11 protein-coding genes and 2 riboswitches are annotated in these 15,543 nt (G+C 72.3%); of the genes, 7 read left to right on the top strand and 4 right to left on the bottom strand.

Annotated features, from left to right (window positions below; genetic code table 11):
• The first annotated feature begins 85 nt into the window (after nt 1–85).
• A complete protein-coding gene (locus MXD60_RS00330; protein ID WP_248816634.1) occupies nt 86–1,129 on the top strand; it encodes an NAD-dependent epimerase/dehydratase family protein in 1,044 nt (347 codons plus the stop codon).
• Here the strand turns inward: MXD60_RS00330 and MXD60_RS00335 are convergent.
• Nucleotides 1,118–2,182 carry an alpha/beta hydrolase gene (locus MXD60_RS00335; RefSeq protein ID WP_248816760.1) on the bottom strand — a complete coding sequence of 355 codons (1,065 nt, stop codon included), beginning with the start codon at nt 2,180–2,182 and terminating at the stop codon, nt 1,118–1,120. The two genes, MXD60_RS00330 and MXD60_RS00335, sit on opposite strands and share 12 nt — an antisense overlap.
• Before the next feature lie 280 nt (nt 2,183–2,462).
• Here MXD60_RS00335 and MXD60_RS00340 point away from each other — a divergent pair, with 280 nt between their 5' ends.
• Nucleotides 2,463–3,380 carry a polysaccharide deacetylase family protein gene (locus MXD60_RS00340; RefSeq protein ID WP_248816635.1) on the top strand — a complete coding sequence of 306 codons (918 nt, stop codon included), beginning with the start codon at nt 2,463–2,465 and terminating at the stop codon, nt 3,378–3,380.
• A 313-nt stretch (nt 3,381–3,693) separates the two neighbouring features.
• On the opposite strand, the gene MXD60_RS00345 is transcribed toward MXD60_RS00340, so the two are convergent.
• A complete protein-coding gene (locus MXD60_RS00345) occupies nt 3,694–4,164 on the bottom strand; it encodes a 6,7-dimethyl-8-ribityllumazine synthase (RefSeq protein ID WP_248816636.1) in 471 nt (156 codons plus the stop codon).
• A gap of 279 nt (nt 4,165–4,443) precedes the next feature.
• A complete protein-coding gene (locus tag MXD60_RS00350) occupies nt 4,444–5,028 on the bottom strand; it encodes a lytic polysaccharide monooxygenase auxiliary activity family 9 protein (RefSeq protein WP_248816637.1) in 585 nt (194 codons plus the stop codon).
• A 442-nt stretch (nt 5,029–5,470) separates the two neighbouring features.
• On the opposite strand from MXD60_RS00350, the gene MXD60_RS00355 reads away from it, so the two are divergent.
• The gene (locus MXD60_RS00355) at nt 5,471–6,217 is read left to right on the top strand and encodes an AMIN-like domain-containing (lipo)protein (RefSeq protein WP_248816638.1); all 747 of its coding nucleotides are present in this window, start codon (nt 5,471–5,473) and stop codon (nt 6,215–6,217) included.
• 82 nt (nt 6,218–6,299) lie between these two features.
• Here MXD60_RS00355 and MXD60_RS00360 read toward each other — a convergent pair whose 3' ends face one another.
• Complete coding sequence (locus MXD60_RS00360) at nt 6,300–7,955, bottom strand: YncE family protein (protein ID WP_248816772.1); 1,656 nt, start codon at nt 7,953–7,955, stop codon at nt 6,300–6,302.
• A gap of 797 nt (nt 7,956–8,752) precedes the next feature.
• Here MXD60_RS00360 and MXD60_RS00365 point away from each other — a divergent pair.
• The 4 genes from MXD60_RS00365 to MXD60_RS00380 all read left to right on the top strand — a co-directional run bounded on the left by MXD60_RS00365 (nt 8,753) and on the right by MXD60_RS00380 (nt 15,085).
• Nucleotides 8,753–9,757 (top strand): AAA family ATPase, encoded by a 1,005-nt coding sequence (locus tag MXD60_RS00365; RefSeq protein ID WP_248816639.1) that lies wholly within the window; start codon nt 8,753–8,755, stop codon nt 9,755–9,757.
• Between the two features lie 263 nt (nt 9,758–10,020).
• Nucleotides 10,021–11,529, top strand: a complete 1,509-nt coding sequence (locus MXD60_RS00370) for a DUF58 domain-containing protein (protein ID WP_248816640.1) — start codon at nt 10,021–10,023, stop codon at nt 11,527–11,529.
• Nucleotides 11,530–11,615: 86 nt separating this feature from the next.
• The gene (locus MXD60_RS00375) at nt 11,616–14,102 is read left to right on the top strand and encodes a DUF4129 domain-containing transglutaminase family protein (RefSeq protein ID WP_248816642.1); all 2,487 of its coding nucleotides are present in this window, start codon (nt 11,616–11,618) and stop codon (nt 14,100–14,102) included.
• Nucleotides 14,103–14,263: 161 nt separating this feature from the next.
• Complete coding sequence (locus tag MXD60_RS00380) at nt 14,264–15,085, top strand: PIG-L deacetylase family protein (RefSeq protein WP_248816644.1); 822 nt, start codon at nt 14,264–14,266, stop codon at nt 15,083–15,085.
• 144 nt (nt 15,086–15,229) lie between these two features.
• Nucleotides 15,230–15,326: riboswitch (glycine riboswitch) on the top strand.
• A riboswitch (glycine riboswitch) is annotated at nt 15,327–15,454 on the top strand.
• Nucleotides 15,455–15,543: the final 89 nt, after the last annotated feature.

Raw genomic sequence — 15,543 nt, forward strand, 5'->3', positions numbered from 1 at the left:
CTGCCGCCCGACCCTGCCGGCGGGGCGTGCCGGCTTCCGCGATTCGTAAGATCCATCCGGCCGCGGTGCCACTAGCGTCGCGGACATGCGGGTTCTCGTCACCGGCGGCGCCGGCTTCATCGGATCACACATCGTCGACGTCCTCGTCGACGCGGGTCACGGCGTCCGGGTCCTCGACGCGCTGCTGCCGGCCGTGCACCGGGTGAAGCCCGCGGTTCCCGACGCTGCCGAGTTCGTCGTCGGGGACGTCACCGACCGGACCGTCGTCGACGCGGTCCTCGACGGCGTGGACGTCGTCTGCCACCAGGCCGCCATGGTCGGCCTCGGCGTCGACCTCGACGACCTGCCCGCCTACACCACCCACAACGACGTCGGCACCGCTGTGCTGCTCGCCGCGATGGCCCGCCGCGGGCTCGGCCGGCTCGTTCTGGCCAGCTCGATGGTCGTCTACGGCGAAGGGGGCTACCGCTGCGCGGACGACGGTCCAGTGCGCCCCGGCCCGCGCCGACCGGCGGACCTGGCGGCCGGCCAGTTCGAGCCGCCCTGCCCGCACTGCGGTGCGCCGCTGCTCTCCACGCCCGTCACCGAGGACGCGCCGCTCGACCCGCGCAACGTCTACGCGGCCACCAAGGTCGCCCAGGAACACCTCGGCGCCGCGTGGGCCACGGCCACCGGCGGCAGCGTCCTGGCGCTGCGCTACCACAACGTCTACGGCCCGCGGATGCCCCGCGACACCTTCTACGCCGGCGTCGCGTCGATCTTCCGCAGCGCCCTCGAGCGGGGCGAGGCGCCGCGGGTCCACGAGGACGGCGGCCAGCGCCGCGACTTCGTCCACGTCCACGACGTCGCCCGCGCCAACCTCGCCGCGCTGCAGCACGACGCCACCGCCGGCCGGCTCGTCGCCGTCAACGTCGGCTCCGGGCAGCCCCACACCGTCGGCGACATGGCGGCGGCGCTCGCCCGCGCCTTCGGCGGGCCGATGCCCCTCGTCACCGGGGACTACCGCGCCGGCGACGTCCGCCACATCGTCGCCTCCTCCGACCGCGCCCGCGACCTGCTCGGCTACCAGGCGGCGGTCCCCTTCGCGGAGGGCATGGACGCCTTCTCCCGCGCCCGGCTACGTGACTGACGGATCTACCGCCCACTGAAGGCTGTCGCGCAGCGCCGGTCGCCACACGCCGAACTCGTGACCGCCGGGCCGCAGCCGCAGGACGACATCGAAATGCGGGCGGTGGGACAGGGTGGACGCCATGCTCAGGGTGTCCGACAACGCTTCATGGTCGCTGCGCCCGCTGTCCATCCACACCCGCATCGGTGGGGACGGTGCCAGGGTCGGCGCGTAGTCGGCCGGAGTGTTCGACGCGGCGACGAGCGCGAGATCGGGCCGTTTCCCGAACAGGCCGACCATCCCTCCGGTGTGCGTGGGCCTGTCCATCCCGGACATGTCCACGATCGTCGCGACGAGGTCGCGGTGGCGGAGCCCGAGATTCAACGCGCAGAAGCCGCCGGCGGACATACCGGCGAAGATCCGGTCGGTGCGGCGCGGGATCGTGTGCAGCCGGGCGTCGACCGCGGGGATGACGTCGTCGACCAGGTAGGTCTCGATGTGCTCGCTGGGCCGGTCGACGCACTCGCTGTCATCGAGCCAGCTGCGGCTCAGCCGCGGGGCGACGAGGATCGCCGGCCGGCCCTCATCGGCAAGCAGCGCGCCGACCTCGGCGGCCCGGTTCGCCCGGTACCAGTCGACCGGGGCGCCCGGCGAGCCGTGCATGAGGTACACCACCGGGAAGCGTGCCCGCGGTTCGGTGAAGTACTGCGGCGGGAGGTAGACCAACGCCTCGCGGACACCGAAACCGCTGCGGACCCCGGCGATCGGCAGGCCGACGACCGACCCGCCCGGGTGCCGTCGCGGCCGGGGCGGCGCCGGAGCCACGGCCTCGTGCACCGATGCCGTCGGCCACGACTGGATGCCGAGGACGTCGTCCACCCGGGGCAGGTAGCTGTAGTGGGCGTTGACGAGATCCGCCGCTGTCGCCAGCGTCAGCAGCACCGAAATCCCCGCCATCGCGACCAGCGCCGCACGTCGCCGCCGGGCCAGCAGCACGCAGCCCACCCAGGACAGAATCGCAAGCGCGGCCAACGACAGGATGAACCACCTGCCGATGACGACCAGCGATCCCAACATCCACCTCCACCCGGCACGGAGATCCCCGCTGGCGGAGCCCGCGAGCTGCGCCGTGTACAAAACCATCCGATCCTGCCGGACGGATGGTGTGACGGACATGAGAGACTGTACGGCTCGTGCGGGTGCAGAAATTGCGGTCCTGGACGGACCGCGCTGTGCATCGATCCCGCGCATCACCGGCTGAGAAGCCCGAACGCTTCCAGATGTCACCGGTGGCGCATGAATGGTTCGGTCAGCCGTCGATGATAGAAAATGTCTGACCGTAAGGGGGCGAGATGTGTCGGCATCACGACGTCAACTGATCGCCGGTGCGATGCTCGGGGCGCTCACCGGTTGCGCGGCGAGTGGTCCCGGCGCCTCCCGGCACGGCGCACCACGGGGCCCGGCCGCCGCCGGCCGAGGCGGCCCCGGGACCAGGGTGCCTGCCGGCGGCCCAAGAACGATCTCCACGGGACTGCCGGCACTGCCCGCCGTGCCGAGCCGCGCTTCGATCGTGGCCCGCTACGGCGGGCTGGCTCCCCACGCCTGGGGTCTGCACCTGCCGGGAACGATGGGCACGCTGCCCCCGGCCGGAAAGGTCCTCGCGCTCACCTTTGACGCCTGCGGCGGGCCCGGAGGCAGCGGTTACGACCACAGTCTCGTGACCGTTCTGCGGCGATATGCCGTACCGGCCACGCTCTTCCTGAACGCCCGGTGGATCGACGCCAACCGACCGGTGTTCGCCACCCTTGCCGCCGACCCGTTGTTTGAGATCGGCAACCACGGAACCCGGCATCGTCCGTTGTCGACGACGGGCCGGTCGGCCTACGGGATCGCGGGAAGTCGTGACTGCGGGGAGGCTTATGACGAGGTGGCTGGAAACCACGCGAAGCTGACCGCGCTGCTCGGCGCGCCACCGCGTTTCTTCCGCCCGGGTACCGCCTTCTGCGACGACGTCGCGGTCCGCATCGTCGGCGAGCTCGACGAGACGGTGGTCGCGTTTGCCGTCAACGGTGACGGGGGCGCCACCTTCACCCCGGCCCAGGTCACCTCCGCCCTGCTCACGGCCCCGGTCGGGTCGATCGTGATCGGGCACATGAACCATCCCGGCCGGGGCACCGCCCGCGGAGTGGCCGCCGCCCTGCCCCGGCTGCTCGACGCCGGATTCCGGTTCGTCCACCTGCCCCCTCCCACCGTCGGGCCACGCTCGCGCTGAACGACGGATGATCCGGTGCCTGCCGGCGCGGATCAGTGGAGGCATTCCAGCAGGCGCTGGAAGGCGGTCACATCGCCTTCGACGGTGTAGCTGTCCGGGGCGGTGTAGGTGGGGCGGTGTAGGTGGGGCGGCCGGTGATCGGGCGGTGCAGGATCCTGGTGTGGTCGGGGTGGTCGCAGACCACGGTGGCCGTCGGTGGCGCGGGGGGTCGTCGTCGTGCGGGTCGAGGGTGGCCTGTTCTTCGCCAACACCGACTTTCGCGGGCGGCTGATCGGCCGCCGCGCGGTGGGCCAGGCCGCCAGGGCTGCTGACGCTAGGCCGGCAGGGCGCCGAGGCCGGCGACGGTGGCCACGACGGCGTCGGCGAGTTCCTGGCCCTTGACCTGGAAGTGCTGGGCGAAGAACCCCTGGTGCTCGGCGTGCTCGTGGAAGGAGTGCGGCGTCAGCACGGCGGAGAACACCGGAACGTCGGTGTCGAGCTGCACGCGCATGAGGCCGTCGACCACTGCGGCGGCGACGAAATCGTGCCGGTAGATCCCGCCGTCGACGACGAAGGCGCAGGTGGCGATGGCGTCATAGCGGCCCGAGAGCGCGAGCCGGCGGGCATGCAGGGGGATCTCGAAGGCGCCGGGCACCTGGTACTCGTCGACCTCGTCGACGCCGCGCTCGGCGAGCCGCGACCGGAAGCTCGTCACGGCCTGGCCGACGATGTCGGCATGCCAGCGCGCCGCGACGATCGCCACGCGGAGGGAGTCAGCTCGGGCGGGGGTCGGAGTGGGCGACACCGCTCCTCCTCATGATCGTGTCCGGCGGTTCCGCCCAGGTGTCAGGGTGCGCCGCCACCAGCGCCTGGCGAATCATGGTACAGGGCAGCGACTCCGGGTGGCCGATGGCCCCAGAGCTGCTGGACCGTGCTCCGGCTGCGGTGCGTCGCATTCCGAGGGTGGCTGAGTGTTCGCCCCACGGTCCGGCTTCGACGTCCGCGGAGGTATTTCCGCTGCGCCCGCCGCCGGCCCGCAACCCCGTCCGCCGACCGGAGCCGGCCGGCGGACGAGGCGCCGATCTCAGGCGGTGAAATCCAGGTCAATGATCTGGTAGAACCCCTTGGGGGTGTCGGCAACCTCCCAGACGCTGAGCAGGACGTGATATCCCTTCCGCCGTGGTAGGACGATCTCGTGGCGGGTCGGATCCTCCGGGACGAGATCGTCCGCCGCCCAGAAGGGCTGCCCATTGTTCTGGACCTGGTGGAACGGGTCCGGGTCGAACTGGGCTCGACTCAGCGGAGCAGTCGGGTCCCAGTTCTCCCGGGTGATGAAGTAGTTCCATCGTCGGGTCTTGTGGGGGGCATGGAACCCCCAGGTGACGGGCAGCCGCTGGCCGGCCGAGACGGAGTGCTTCTGCCAGTCCGAGCCCGGTCTGTCCAGTTCGGCGGCAAAGTCCTGGCCGGCGCTCGCGATCTTCCCATCGGCGGGCGGGGCGTCGTTCCGGACATCGTCCGGTGCGAATGGATCGGACATTCCGGCGCTCGTGGCGGGAAAGAACTTCCCGGACTCGAGTCCGGCGGCCTGCCATTCGGTGAGATAGATGTACCCGCGGGAGGCCGGTTCCGAGATCGTGCCGTGGCGTGGCGCCACTCTGCTCTGAGTCATGAAAGGAGGGTAGCGCCGCATTTGCTGGTTTGCATTCCGGTAGGACGGGAACGGCGCCGCGCGCACAAGAATTTCTCGGTGCCGGAAAATTCAGCATCCGGCATTTCGGTGAGGTTCGACCAACGGGTCCGCCAGGCCGCTTTCCCGGCCTCATCGCCCAGGCCGGGCGGCCGATGCGATCGAGAGGCTGGCGGCCTGGTCGGTCACGGGCACCGGCCAATGCGAGGCGTCCTGTCGTCCCGACCCTGCCTCGGCTGCGCTCGCCGCGCCGGCGGCCAGGCCGTGGGGTCAGGTGCTGGCCCCGGAACCGGAGCTGCCGGTCATCGTGGATGATCGGCTCTTGCGATGTTCGGTTGTCGTATTTCGGGTATGCCTGAGCTGTCGGCCTTGGGTCTTCGGGTGAGGGCGCGCAGCGTCGTGGGGGTTGTGCATGAACGGCGACATGATCGCGCGGCCCATGGATCCGGACGTCGGGCCGGGCCGGGCCCCTGCCCCTGCCGCTGCCGTCGCGAACGGCTGGGCCCGGGGCACGCACGGGTGGCGCCGGAGCATCGTGCTTCTCGGCGCGATGGCAGCGGTGGCCTTCCTCGGTGGGTGCGGTGGGGCAGGGTCCGACAGTCCGTCCGCAACGCCGCCGCCGGTGATGTCGGCGACCCCGGCCCCGACATCACCGTCGCCCGGTGGCGCGTCGGACGCGCGCTCCTTCGCAACGCCCACCTTCGCGTCCACCGGCCCGCGCAGTGATGCGCGCAGTTGGTCGAGCCAGCCGGCGTCCGAATCGCCTCGGCAGTCGGCGCCCGTCCGGCTCGTCTCCATCCGCAGCGCGCCGAACGTCGACAACGGCGTCCGCTACGAGCGCCTGGTGCTGGAGTTCGCCGGCGGCGCTCCGGGCTACCAGGCGCAGTACGTCCGGTCGGTGGTGCGGCCGGGTTCGGGCGCGCCTCTACCCCTGACCGGTCAGGCCACCTTCGAGGTCGTCCTGACCTCTGCCACCGCCCACGACGACAACGGCACCTCCACGCTGCGCACCCCGCCCGACGGGCACGGCCAGTCCGGTCTGACCAGCTATGCGATCGCCGGCGACTTCGAGGGCTCGGTGCACATCGGTGTCGGGCTGACCCGCGTGACCGGGTTCCGGGTCATCGAACTCACCGATCCCGACCGTCTGGCCCTCGACTTTCTCTTCTGACGCTGCCTGTCTGGCGCCAGCGGCACAGCCCCGCACACCCGAGGTCGGCCGGCGTGTGCGGGGCTGGGCGGACACCATGCGGTCAGTGCCGCCGCGGCGCTGGGGCCACCCCGCTGGGATCCGGCCCGGGCGGGACAGTCGTCGTCAGCTCTGGGCCAGGGGTGGGGGGTTGTGTGGGGGGTTGTGTGGCGGGCGGGCTGGGGAGCGGTGGGGGAGTCGGATCTGGGGGCGACGTGGTCTGGTTCGGCGGTACCGGCGGGACGCTTGGGTGCGCGCCGGCGGCGTCTGTCGGTTCCCGCTGTGCACGCGGCTGTCCTCCCGAGGCGGCCGGCGCGAGCCCGGTCGGCGCCGATCGGGGGCGCGGTGGCGGCGCGGGCAGGGGTAGCGGCGGAGCCGAACCGGTCTGACCGGCGAGTCCGGCTGGCTGCTTGGACAGGATCGTCCGGCGATCGCCGTCGATCAGTACGAGCGCGGGGCTGTCCGGATCGTTGATCCAGACCTGGTCTCCCTCGGTGGTGACGGTCAGCCGTTCCGGCGCTGCCGGCGGGGTCGATGCCGAACCCGGCGCCGTCGGCCCCGGTGCTGGCGTTTCCTGGCCCGCGAGCCGGATCGGGTCGGCGAAGCGCTGGGTGCGGGTGTCGAACACCCAGACCGTGGCGGCTGGCCAGTCGGGCACGTACACACGCCCGTCGTGCCAGAGCGGTGCGCCGAGCTGACCAAGGCTGGAGGCGTCCCCCAACCGGACCGTGTCCCCTCCGGTGCGGGGGGTGTGGCCGCCCGGCTCGGCGGGCCGGGCGATGTCAGGTAGCCCGGTCGGACTGGTGGCCACCCCGGACCGGCCCTGGTCCCCGCCCGGTCGGGCTGGCGGGGGTCCGCCCGCGGCCCCGCTTTCCGGCAGGCTGACGGAACGTGTCCTGCCGGTCGACACGTCGGCGAGCAGCAGCTGGCCGGTCACAGCGTCGAGGACGGGGACAGTGCTCGCAGCCGTGACCGGCGCGGCCACGACCGCGACGGCGGACGAGGCCGCGGCCACCGTTCCCGTGGGCAGTGCCGTGGTCTGACCAGCCTGGCCGCCGACGAGCGGGGTGACGGTTCCGGCGGTGCCGTCGACGACGACGGGTCGGCCGTCGGCAAGGACGAGATCGATGGCGTGCGCGGGCGGGGCGACCCGAACAGGCGTCGCGGGCACCCCGCCGCGGACCGCAACCACCGTGCCGCGGGACCGAACGGGCACCCACAAGGTTCCGTCGTCCGTCTGGACGGTCGATCCGAGGGCACCACCCAGGTCGAGAACGGGGCCGAGGACGGTCAGTCGTCGCCCGTCGAGGCGGCGTATCCGTCCGTTCGGGCCATCGATGACGTAGACGGTGCCGTGGGCTGCGGTGAGCGTCGCCCCCGCGGGTAGCTTCGCCGTGCGGGTCGGAGCGAGTCGCTGCGGCTCGATCAGGTGGAGCAGGTCGGCGTCCTCATCCGCCACGAGGAGATCCGGACCGTCGGCGAGGACCGACAGATGATGGCCGGCGCCACCGGGGATGGTGACCGCCGCATCGGCCCGCCCGGTCGTGCTCTGCAGATGGGTCACGACACCGGTCGTCTCCCAGGGCAGCCAGGCTCCGCCGTCCGTCGGGCGAAGGATGATCGGATGCCCGCCCGGCGCCGTGACGGCCGTCCCGACGCCGACGCAGAGCGCCACGCCGGCGGCGCAGGAGAGGGCCTGGCGAAGTCGTCGCCGGAACATCGAAATGATCGGCTCCAAGCGTGGTGATGAGACGTCCGTGATGCGGCGGATGTGCGGTGCGGCCCGGCGATGGCGAGAGGTCACCCACGACGGGCGAGACGGATGACGGCCTTCACTGCGAGCCGTGGCGGCCCCCGGTCGCCGGGCGCAGGACGGCGTCACTACTGCCCCGCGCGCTGCGGTCCGGCCGGGGCGGTGTCTGTGTGAGGGTGCCACCACGCCAACCCACACAGACACCGCCGGGTGAGCGCCGTGGGAGGGACGCAGCGCTCACCGTTCCCCGCGTGCATTTCTCAATGCGCGCGGGAAGTAGTTGTTGATCACATGATGAATCGTTGACTGTTCGGAGAGGTAGCCCGGAGGGCGTCGTCGTCCTTGGCGGGTTGGACGCGCCATGTCGCCGACAGGTTGCGATGCTCCTGCTGCCATTCGTGACATCCGTGCCGGCGGACGGCGCATCGTGTCGGAACCGCCCCGGCGGGTGGTTGGCGGGCCAGTCCAGCCGATCATCGGATCAACAAGTTTTCTGGTCCATGACACAACGAAGTGAGGCTGCCCGCCGTCTACCGGTGCGGAACGGCAAGTCCGCATGGCGACGACGGTCGCCAGGGTGGCCGTTCCCGGGCGGACCTCCCCCACCGCCCGCTCGGCGGACCGGGCCGGTCGTCCCCCTGGGCCGGCACGGTCCGCCTCCCCGCACGACTGCACGAGATGGTCCAGCCCGATCGGTCCCGATCCAAGGAGGCCCCGGTGACGAACAACCAGACCGCCTGCCCCGATCGGGCCAGGAGCCAGGCATGACGGGCCGGGGAGACGACCGCGCCGACCTGCGCGGTGACCAGCTCGGCGTGGCCGCGTTCTCGACCGCGTTCCACGATGTCGTGGCCAACATCGAGAAGGTCATTCGCGGCAAACGTGAGATCGTGGAACTCGCCACGATCTGCCTGTTCGCGGAAGGCCATCTGCTTGTCGAGGATGTTCCCGGGCTGGGGAAGACGTCGTTGGCCCGCAGTCTCGCGGCATCTGTGAACGCCGGCTGTCACCGGATCCAGTTCACCCCGGATCTGCTGCCGGCAGACATCACCGGGACGCTGGTGTACGACCAGCGCGCGAACGAGTTCGATTTCCGGGCCGGGCCGGTGTTCGCCAACCTCGTCATCGGCGACGAGATCAACCGTGCCTCGCCCAAGACGCAGTCCGCCCTTCTGGAGGTCATGGAGGAGAGCCGGGTCACCGTCGATGGAACGGGCTACCCGGTGCCCCGTCCGTTCATGGTCGTCGCGACGCAGAACCCGATCGACATGGACGGCACGTACAGCCTTCCGGAAGCCCAGTTGGACCGGTTCCTGATGCGACTGAGGATGGGTTATCCATCCGTCGAGGCGGAGCTGGAAATCCTGGAAGGTCGGCAGGTGGGCCGACGGGTGGAGGACCTCAGGCCAGTGATGCGGGCCGAGGACGTCATCGCCCGATCGGCCCAGACACTCGCCGTGCACGTGGCGCCCGCGCTGCGCCGCTACCTGGTGGACCTGGTCGTGGCGACCCGGGCGGTGCCGGACATGGTCCGGCTGGGTGCAAGCCCACGCGGAAGCATCGCCATGCTGCGCGCCGTGCAGGTGCGCGCCGCCGCGCAGGGCCGCCTGTTCGCCACCCCCGACGACGCCAAGGCCGTGGCGGGCCCCGTTCTGTCCCACCGACTCGTGCTCAGCCCGGAGGCCGAGCTGCGGCGGGTCATCGCCGAGGACGTCATCGACGAGATCCTGCAGTCGGTTCCGTCGCCGCGCCGGCTCGTCGGCATCTGATCGTGCCCTCGTCCGAGCGACGTCCCGGTCACGGCGGCCATGACGTCGGGCTGTTGCCGGTCGGCGAGAGCGAGGCGGTGACCACTCCGCTGGCGGCCCCCGCGGCCCCTGGCCACGGGGCGTGGCGTCGCGAGCCGCCGGTGCCACCGGCCCGGCGCAGCGGACAGGCCGCGCGCGGCCTGGGTGAGAGGCATCGCCCAGACGTGGAACCGATCTGGTCGGTCTCCGCGGAATCGCCGAGGTCGACCTGGCGGCGCCGGCGGGTGCCCAGGCCTCGCACCGGCCCGCCCGCCCGGGTGGCCGCACGGCCCGAACGCGCCTCGGGAGGACCCCCGGAGCCGGCCGGTGTCACCCCTGCTCGCTCCCGGGCGCGGCTGACCCCGCTCGGCTGGGGGATGCTCGCGGCGGTCACTGTCCTGCTGGCCGGCGCCCGCATCCTGCGGTACGCAGAGCTGGACGTGCTCGGCGGCACGGGGATCGCGTCGGTCGGCCTCGCGGTCGCCTTCTGCGCCCGCCGCCCGCGGGTGTCGGCGGTGCTACGAACGTCGCCGGGACAGGTTGCCCGGGGTGAGCCGGCCGAGCTCGTCATCGCCCTGACGAATCTTTCCCGCTGGTCGTCGCCGGCGTTCCTACTCCGGCTCGCCGCCGGCCCGGACCCTGACCTCGTCGACCCGCCGGCTGCTTCCGTCGTCGCGAGTGGTTCCGCCGCGGATCGGGCTGAGCTGGCTGGAGCCGCTCGGCAGGAGGTGGTGCTGCGCATTCCCCATCTGCGGTGTCGTGGGAGTAGGTCGTTCGTGCTTGCACTGCCAACGCACGACCGGGGGGTGCTGCGCCTGGGGCCTGCCGAGGTGATCAGATCTGACCCGTTCGGGCTCGTCGTCCGTCGACAGGCACTGGCGACCGATGCGACGTTGTACGTCCGCCCCCGCGTGCGACACCTCGCCCCGCTGGCCTCGGCCCCGTCCCGAGAGCCGGATGGTCAGACCGGGCGTGGCACGGTCGGGGGACTGGAGATTCACACCCTGCGCCAGTACGCGGCGGGCGAGGACCTTCGTCTCGTGCACTGGCCGTCGAGTGCCCGCACGGGCGAGCTCATGGTCCGCACCCACGTCGATCCCACCGAACCGGCCGCCACCGTCGTGCTCGACGTACGGCCGGGCGCCTATCCCCCGGGACGGCCGGGAGCCGCGGCGTTCGAGGAGGCGGTCGAAGCCACGGCTGCCATGGTGATGACCTGTGCGCGGGAGGCGTTCGGCGTCCGTCTCGTCACCACCGCGGGGCTTCGGGTCGCTGGCCGGCGTCGCCGGCAGGACGCCGACGTGCTGCTGGACGAACTCGCCGCCGTCCGTCTCGATGAGCGCGCCACCCTCGACGTCGTCGGCACCCTGCGTCGGGGCGGGTTCGGCACCCTCGTCCTGGTGACCGGTGGCTTTGACCGGCAGGCGCTGGCGGCGCTGGCACCCGTCGGTCACGCGTACGGCCGGGTGGTGCTGGTACGCGTCGGGCCGAGGTCAGTGGCGACCGCCCGCGCCGTGGACCGGCGGGACTCCTCCGATCGGGCGCGGCTACGCCATGTGCCACCCGTGCGCGCCACGGGGCTGCCCGGTTGGGCAAGGTCCCGGCTCCCCGGTGGGTACCATCCCGACGAGCTCGGCCTGCGGACCGCCGGTCGAACGACCGTCATCGATGTGCCGGAAGCGGCGGCGCTGGCAGCTCGGTGGCCTGCGGCGGGCCGGTCGGGCTGGGCCGTGGCGTGGGACGGCCGTCGGTGAGCGCCGACACCGGGAGACGGCCCGGTCCGGTGGGGCGCGACATGCACCCCCCGGCCGGGCCATCTACCGCGGTCAAAGCTGGCCTCGTGCCCGAGGGCGCGGAGTCGGGCGACGGCGCCGGGTCGCCCCGAGGAGGTCGCCTGGGCGGACTGGTGCTGGTCGCGGGACTCGCGCTCGTGGGCGGCTTCGGGTTTCGTCACGTCTTCGCCGGCCATGATCTTCAGGTGATCGTTCCGGTGGCGGCGTTCGTCCCGGTGATCCTGGTCGGGGCACTCGGCGGGCGCCGTCGACCCCTGCCGCTTGCCGTCACCATGGCGGCCTGGGGCGGCGGCTTCGTGGTCTGGGCGGCGGCGACTCTCGCATCGTCGGCGGGCGATGTGCAGGGTCGGCTGGACCTGGTCCGTTCCGGGGCCCTCACCGGCTGGTCACGCCTGCTCGACACCGCGCTTCCCGCCCCCGCCGAGGCTGACCTGCTGCTTGTACCAGCCGTGCTGACCTGGTTCGCTGCCGCGCTCGGCGCCGAACTCGTGGTGCGCACCAGAACCCGGCTGCTGCCCGCGTTGCCTGCCGCGGTTCTCCTCACGGTCGGCGCGGCCTACGCGGCCCCCGGCGCCTCGGCCGACCTGCCACTCGCCGGCGCCTTCGCGGCGCTCGCGGCCACCCTGCTCCGCCTGCGCCGGGAAGGCCGGGTGTCAGCTTCGTCCACCACGGCCTCGCTGACGTCCGCGACCAGGTCGGCCTGTGCGGTGGCCGTCGTCGTGGCGGTCGGGGTGGGCCTGGCTGGCGGTCCGCTGCGCGTGTCCGGACACCGGCCGCCCGCGGATCCGCGGACGCTGCGCACCACAGCCGCGACCTCCCTGCCGGAGCTGAGCCCCCTGAGTCGGCTCGCCGGCTGGACCGCCCATCCCGACCAGGTTCTCCTTCGCGCTCAGCTGACGCCTGCCCCGTCCGGACCAGTGGCGCTGCGACTGGCCGTCCTGGATTCGTACGACGGCGCGGACTGGACGACCACCGCTCGTTACCTGCCGGCGGGGCAGGCGGTCAGCCTGCCCCCGGCCAGCAGTCCACCCGCACCTGGCCCGAGCGGAGCAGGCAACGACCGGTCGACCCCGGTGACCCAGGATCTGACCATCGAGGGTCTCGCCGGCAGCCTGGTGCCGGCCCTGGCTCGGCTGAGCCAGTTCTCGCTGTCGCCAGCAGCCGACGGCCGCGGCGACTTCGCGGTCGCACCGAGCGACGGAACGCTGCTCCGGACCAGCCCACTGCGACCCGATGACAGATTGCGCCTGGTTTCGGCCCCGCCCGTCGACCGGACCGCCGGGCAGCTGCTCGCCCTCACGGTCTCCCGGACAGCGGACAGCGCCCGGTACCTCGCGTTGCCGACCGATCTTCCGCCGGTACTGCGCGGGCTGGCCGTCGTCGCGACCGACGGCGGCACGTCCCCCTACCAGCAGGCCGCGCTGCTACGGCAGTACCTGATGGCCACCTTCGTCTTCGATCCGACCGTTCCCGCCGGCCACAGCCTCGCCCACATCAGCCACTTTCTCGAACAGACCCGGCGCGGCACCTCCGAGCAGTTCGCCACTGCCTTTGTCCTGGCGGCCAGGCTCCTCGGACTGCCGGCGCGGCTCGTCGTCGGCTTCACCGCGGGTGGCACCGGTGGTGGGCCGCGCACGGTCCGCGGCGCTGACGCCCTCGCCTGGGCAGAGATCGACTTTGCCGGTGTCGGTTGGCTCCCGTTCTTCCCCACCCCCCGAGCGGGCGATGCGCGCGGCGCGACCGTCGCGGGATCAACGCAGGGCGAGTCCTCCGCGCAGACGTCTCTGGTCAACGCGGTCCTCAGCGCGGCCGCGCCGTCCGATCGGGCCGGTACCACCCGGCCGAGGGACACGGTCGTGCCGTCACACGGGCTGCGGCCGCAGTCATCCGACTGGGCTCGCGCGGCCCGATCGGCGGCGGCAGGGACCGGTGTGACGTTCGCCGGCTACCTCCTCCTCGCCTGGGCCACGCCGCGCCTGCGGCGACGGCGATCACGCCACGGCGGCGACGGCAGATCCCGGATCGTCGCCGCCTGGCGCCATGCGATCGACCTGGTCGAGGACGCCGGACATCCGGTGTCACCCGCGGCGAGCCCGACCGAGGTCGTCGCCGCGGTGGGCCTCGTGGACGAAGCGGGCGGAACCGCGCTTCGAGGCCTCGCTGATCTCGCCACGCTCGCGCTGTTCGGGGACGGTCCGGCCCGGTGGGGCGCGGCCGGTGGCCGGCGCGCTGCCGACGAGGCGTGGCGGCAGCTTGGCGCGCTGGAACGTGCCGTGCGGCGCGCGGTTCCGCGTCATCGCCGGCTGGCACACCTGATCGCGCCGCATACCGTGGCCGTCGAGATCCATCGATGGCGGGTTTCCGCAGGCCGCGGCGGGTATCCCCCAACCGGACGGTCTGTGCGGTGCGACACGCCATCCGACCAGGCCAGCTGTCGAGGGAGGGGAACCAACCATGGCGCAGGCGATGAAGGGGCACACCAGGCCCGCCGGAGCGGGCACCTCCGACCACGAGATGGCCAGACAGGTGGCTAGCCAGATGTCGAAGGACCGGGTCGCCGAGGCGATCTTCCAGCGGGAGCGCGGCGGAGCAATGAGCGACCGGGAAGCAGCCAAGAGCGAGAAACTCCCACGTTGACAGCGGGCGCCGTCCCGATGGCCGTGCAGCCCGCTGCCAGTTGCCGTATGCATGAGTCATGCAGCAGCGTCCCGCCGAAGTGGGCCAGCGTGGGCCTGGCCCGGACGGGCCGGGTGGCGAGGGCGAGGGAGAGGCAGCGTCGGCGGACCGTCCCTTCAGCACAGCCGGCACCCCCGAATCGGTCTGGCAGGACTGGCGACCGGGCTGGGCCGAACTCGATCTGCGTAGTCCCCCGCAGCGCGTGGTCGTGGTGGCGCCCCACCCGGACGACGAGGTTCTCGGCGTCGGGGGCCTGCTCGTCCTCCTGCGCTCGCTAGGGGCGACGATCTCCGTGGTCGCGGTGACGGACGGCGATGCCTCCCACCCCGGATCACCGACCCTGTCCGCCGCGGAGCTGGCCCGCCGGCGCATCGCCGAGCAGCACGCGGCGTTGGTGGTGCTCGGGCTCGGCGACGTCGCGGTGCATCGCGCCGGGCTCGGCGACGGTCGGGTCGCCGGCCACGAGGAGGCACTGGCCGACCAGGTCGAACCGCTGTTGACGCCCGACTGCTGGGTGCTGACGACCTACCGCAACGACCGGCATCCGGACCATGAGGCAACGGGGCGTGCTGCCGCGTTGGCGGCTGGCCGGGCGGGCTGCCGGCTGATCGAATACCCCGTGTGGACCTGGCACTGGGCCGTCCCGAACGACCCGCGCGTGCCCTGGTCCAGTGCTCGGGTCGTGCCGTTGCCCGCGGCGACACAGCAGGCCAAGCACCAGGCCGTGGAGTGCTACCGGTCGCAGATCGCCCCGCTTTCCGATCATCCCGCCGACACGGCGGTCCTCACGCCGGAGATCCTCGCGAGGCTGCTGCGCCCCGCGGAGACGGTGTTCGTCTGAACGGCGGGTAGTCCGTTCGGAGGGGCCCGGCGGGGATAGGAAGACTCTGGTCCGTGTTGCGGATGTGTTAAGGAGTCGTGCTCTGGTGGCCCTGGATTGGCTTCGCGACTAGTGTGCCACTGAGAACTGCATACCGCTGCCGCTCACACCCGCGCGGGAGAGTCCCGGGGCGCATCGCGCCGGGACGCCGAAGGAGCAAGCTCTCCCCAGAAACTCTCAGGCCCCCAACCGCCGGGTCAGGCAACTCTGAAAAGTGGACATTTCGATGTTCCGCCGACGGTGAAAGCTGCGGCCACCGGCCACGACCCTCCGGGTCACAGGCCGTAGACGGTGGTTCAGTGAATCTCTCAGGCCAATGACAGAGGGGGAGGCCCGCTGCGGCGTCGGTTCGATCCGTCGTCGCCCGACCTCCGGAGCAGCTCACCGTGCCTGACAACCTCCCGGCCGCCCCCGGCGCC

The organism is Frankia sp. AgB32 (assembly GCF_023243045.1).
Lineage (GTDB): Bacteria > Actinomycetota > Actinomycetes > Frankiales > Frankiaceae > Frankia.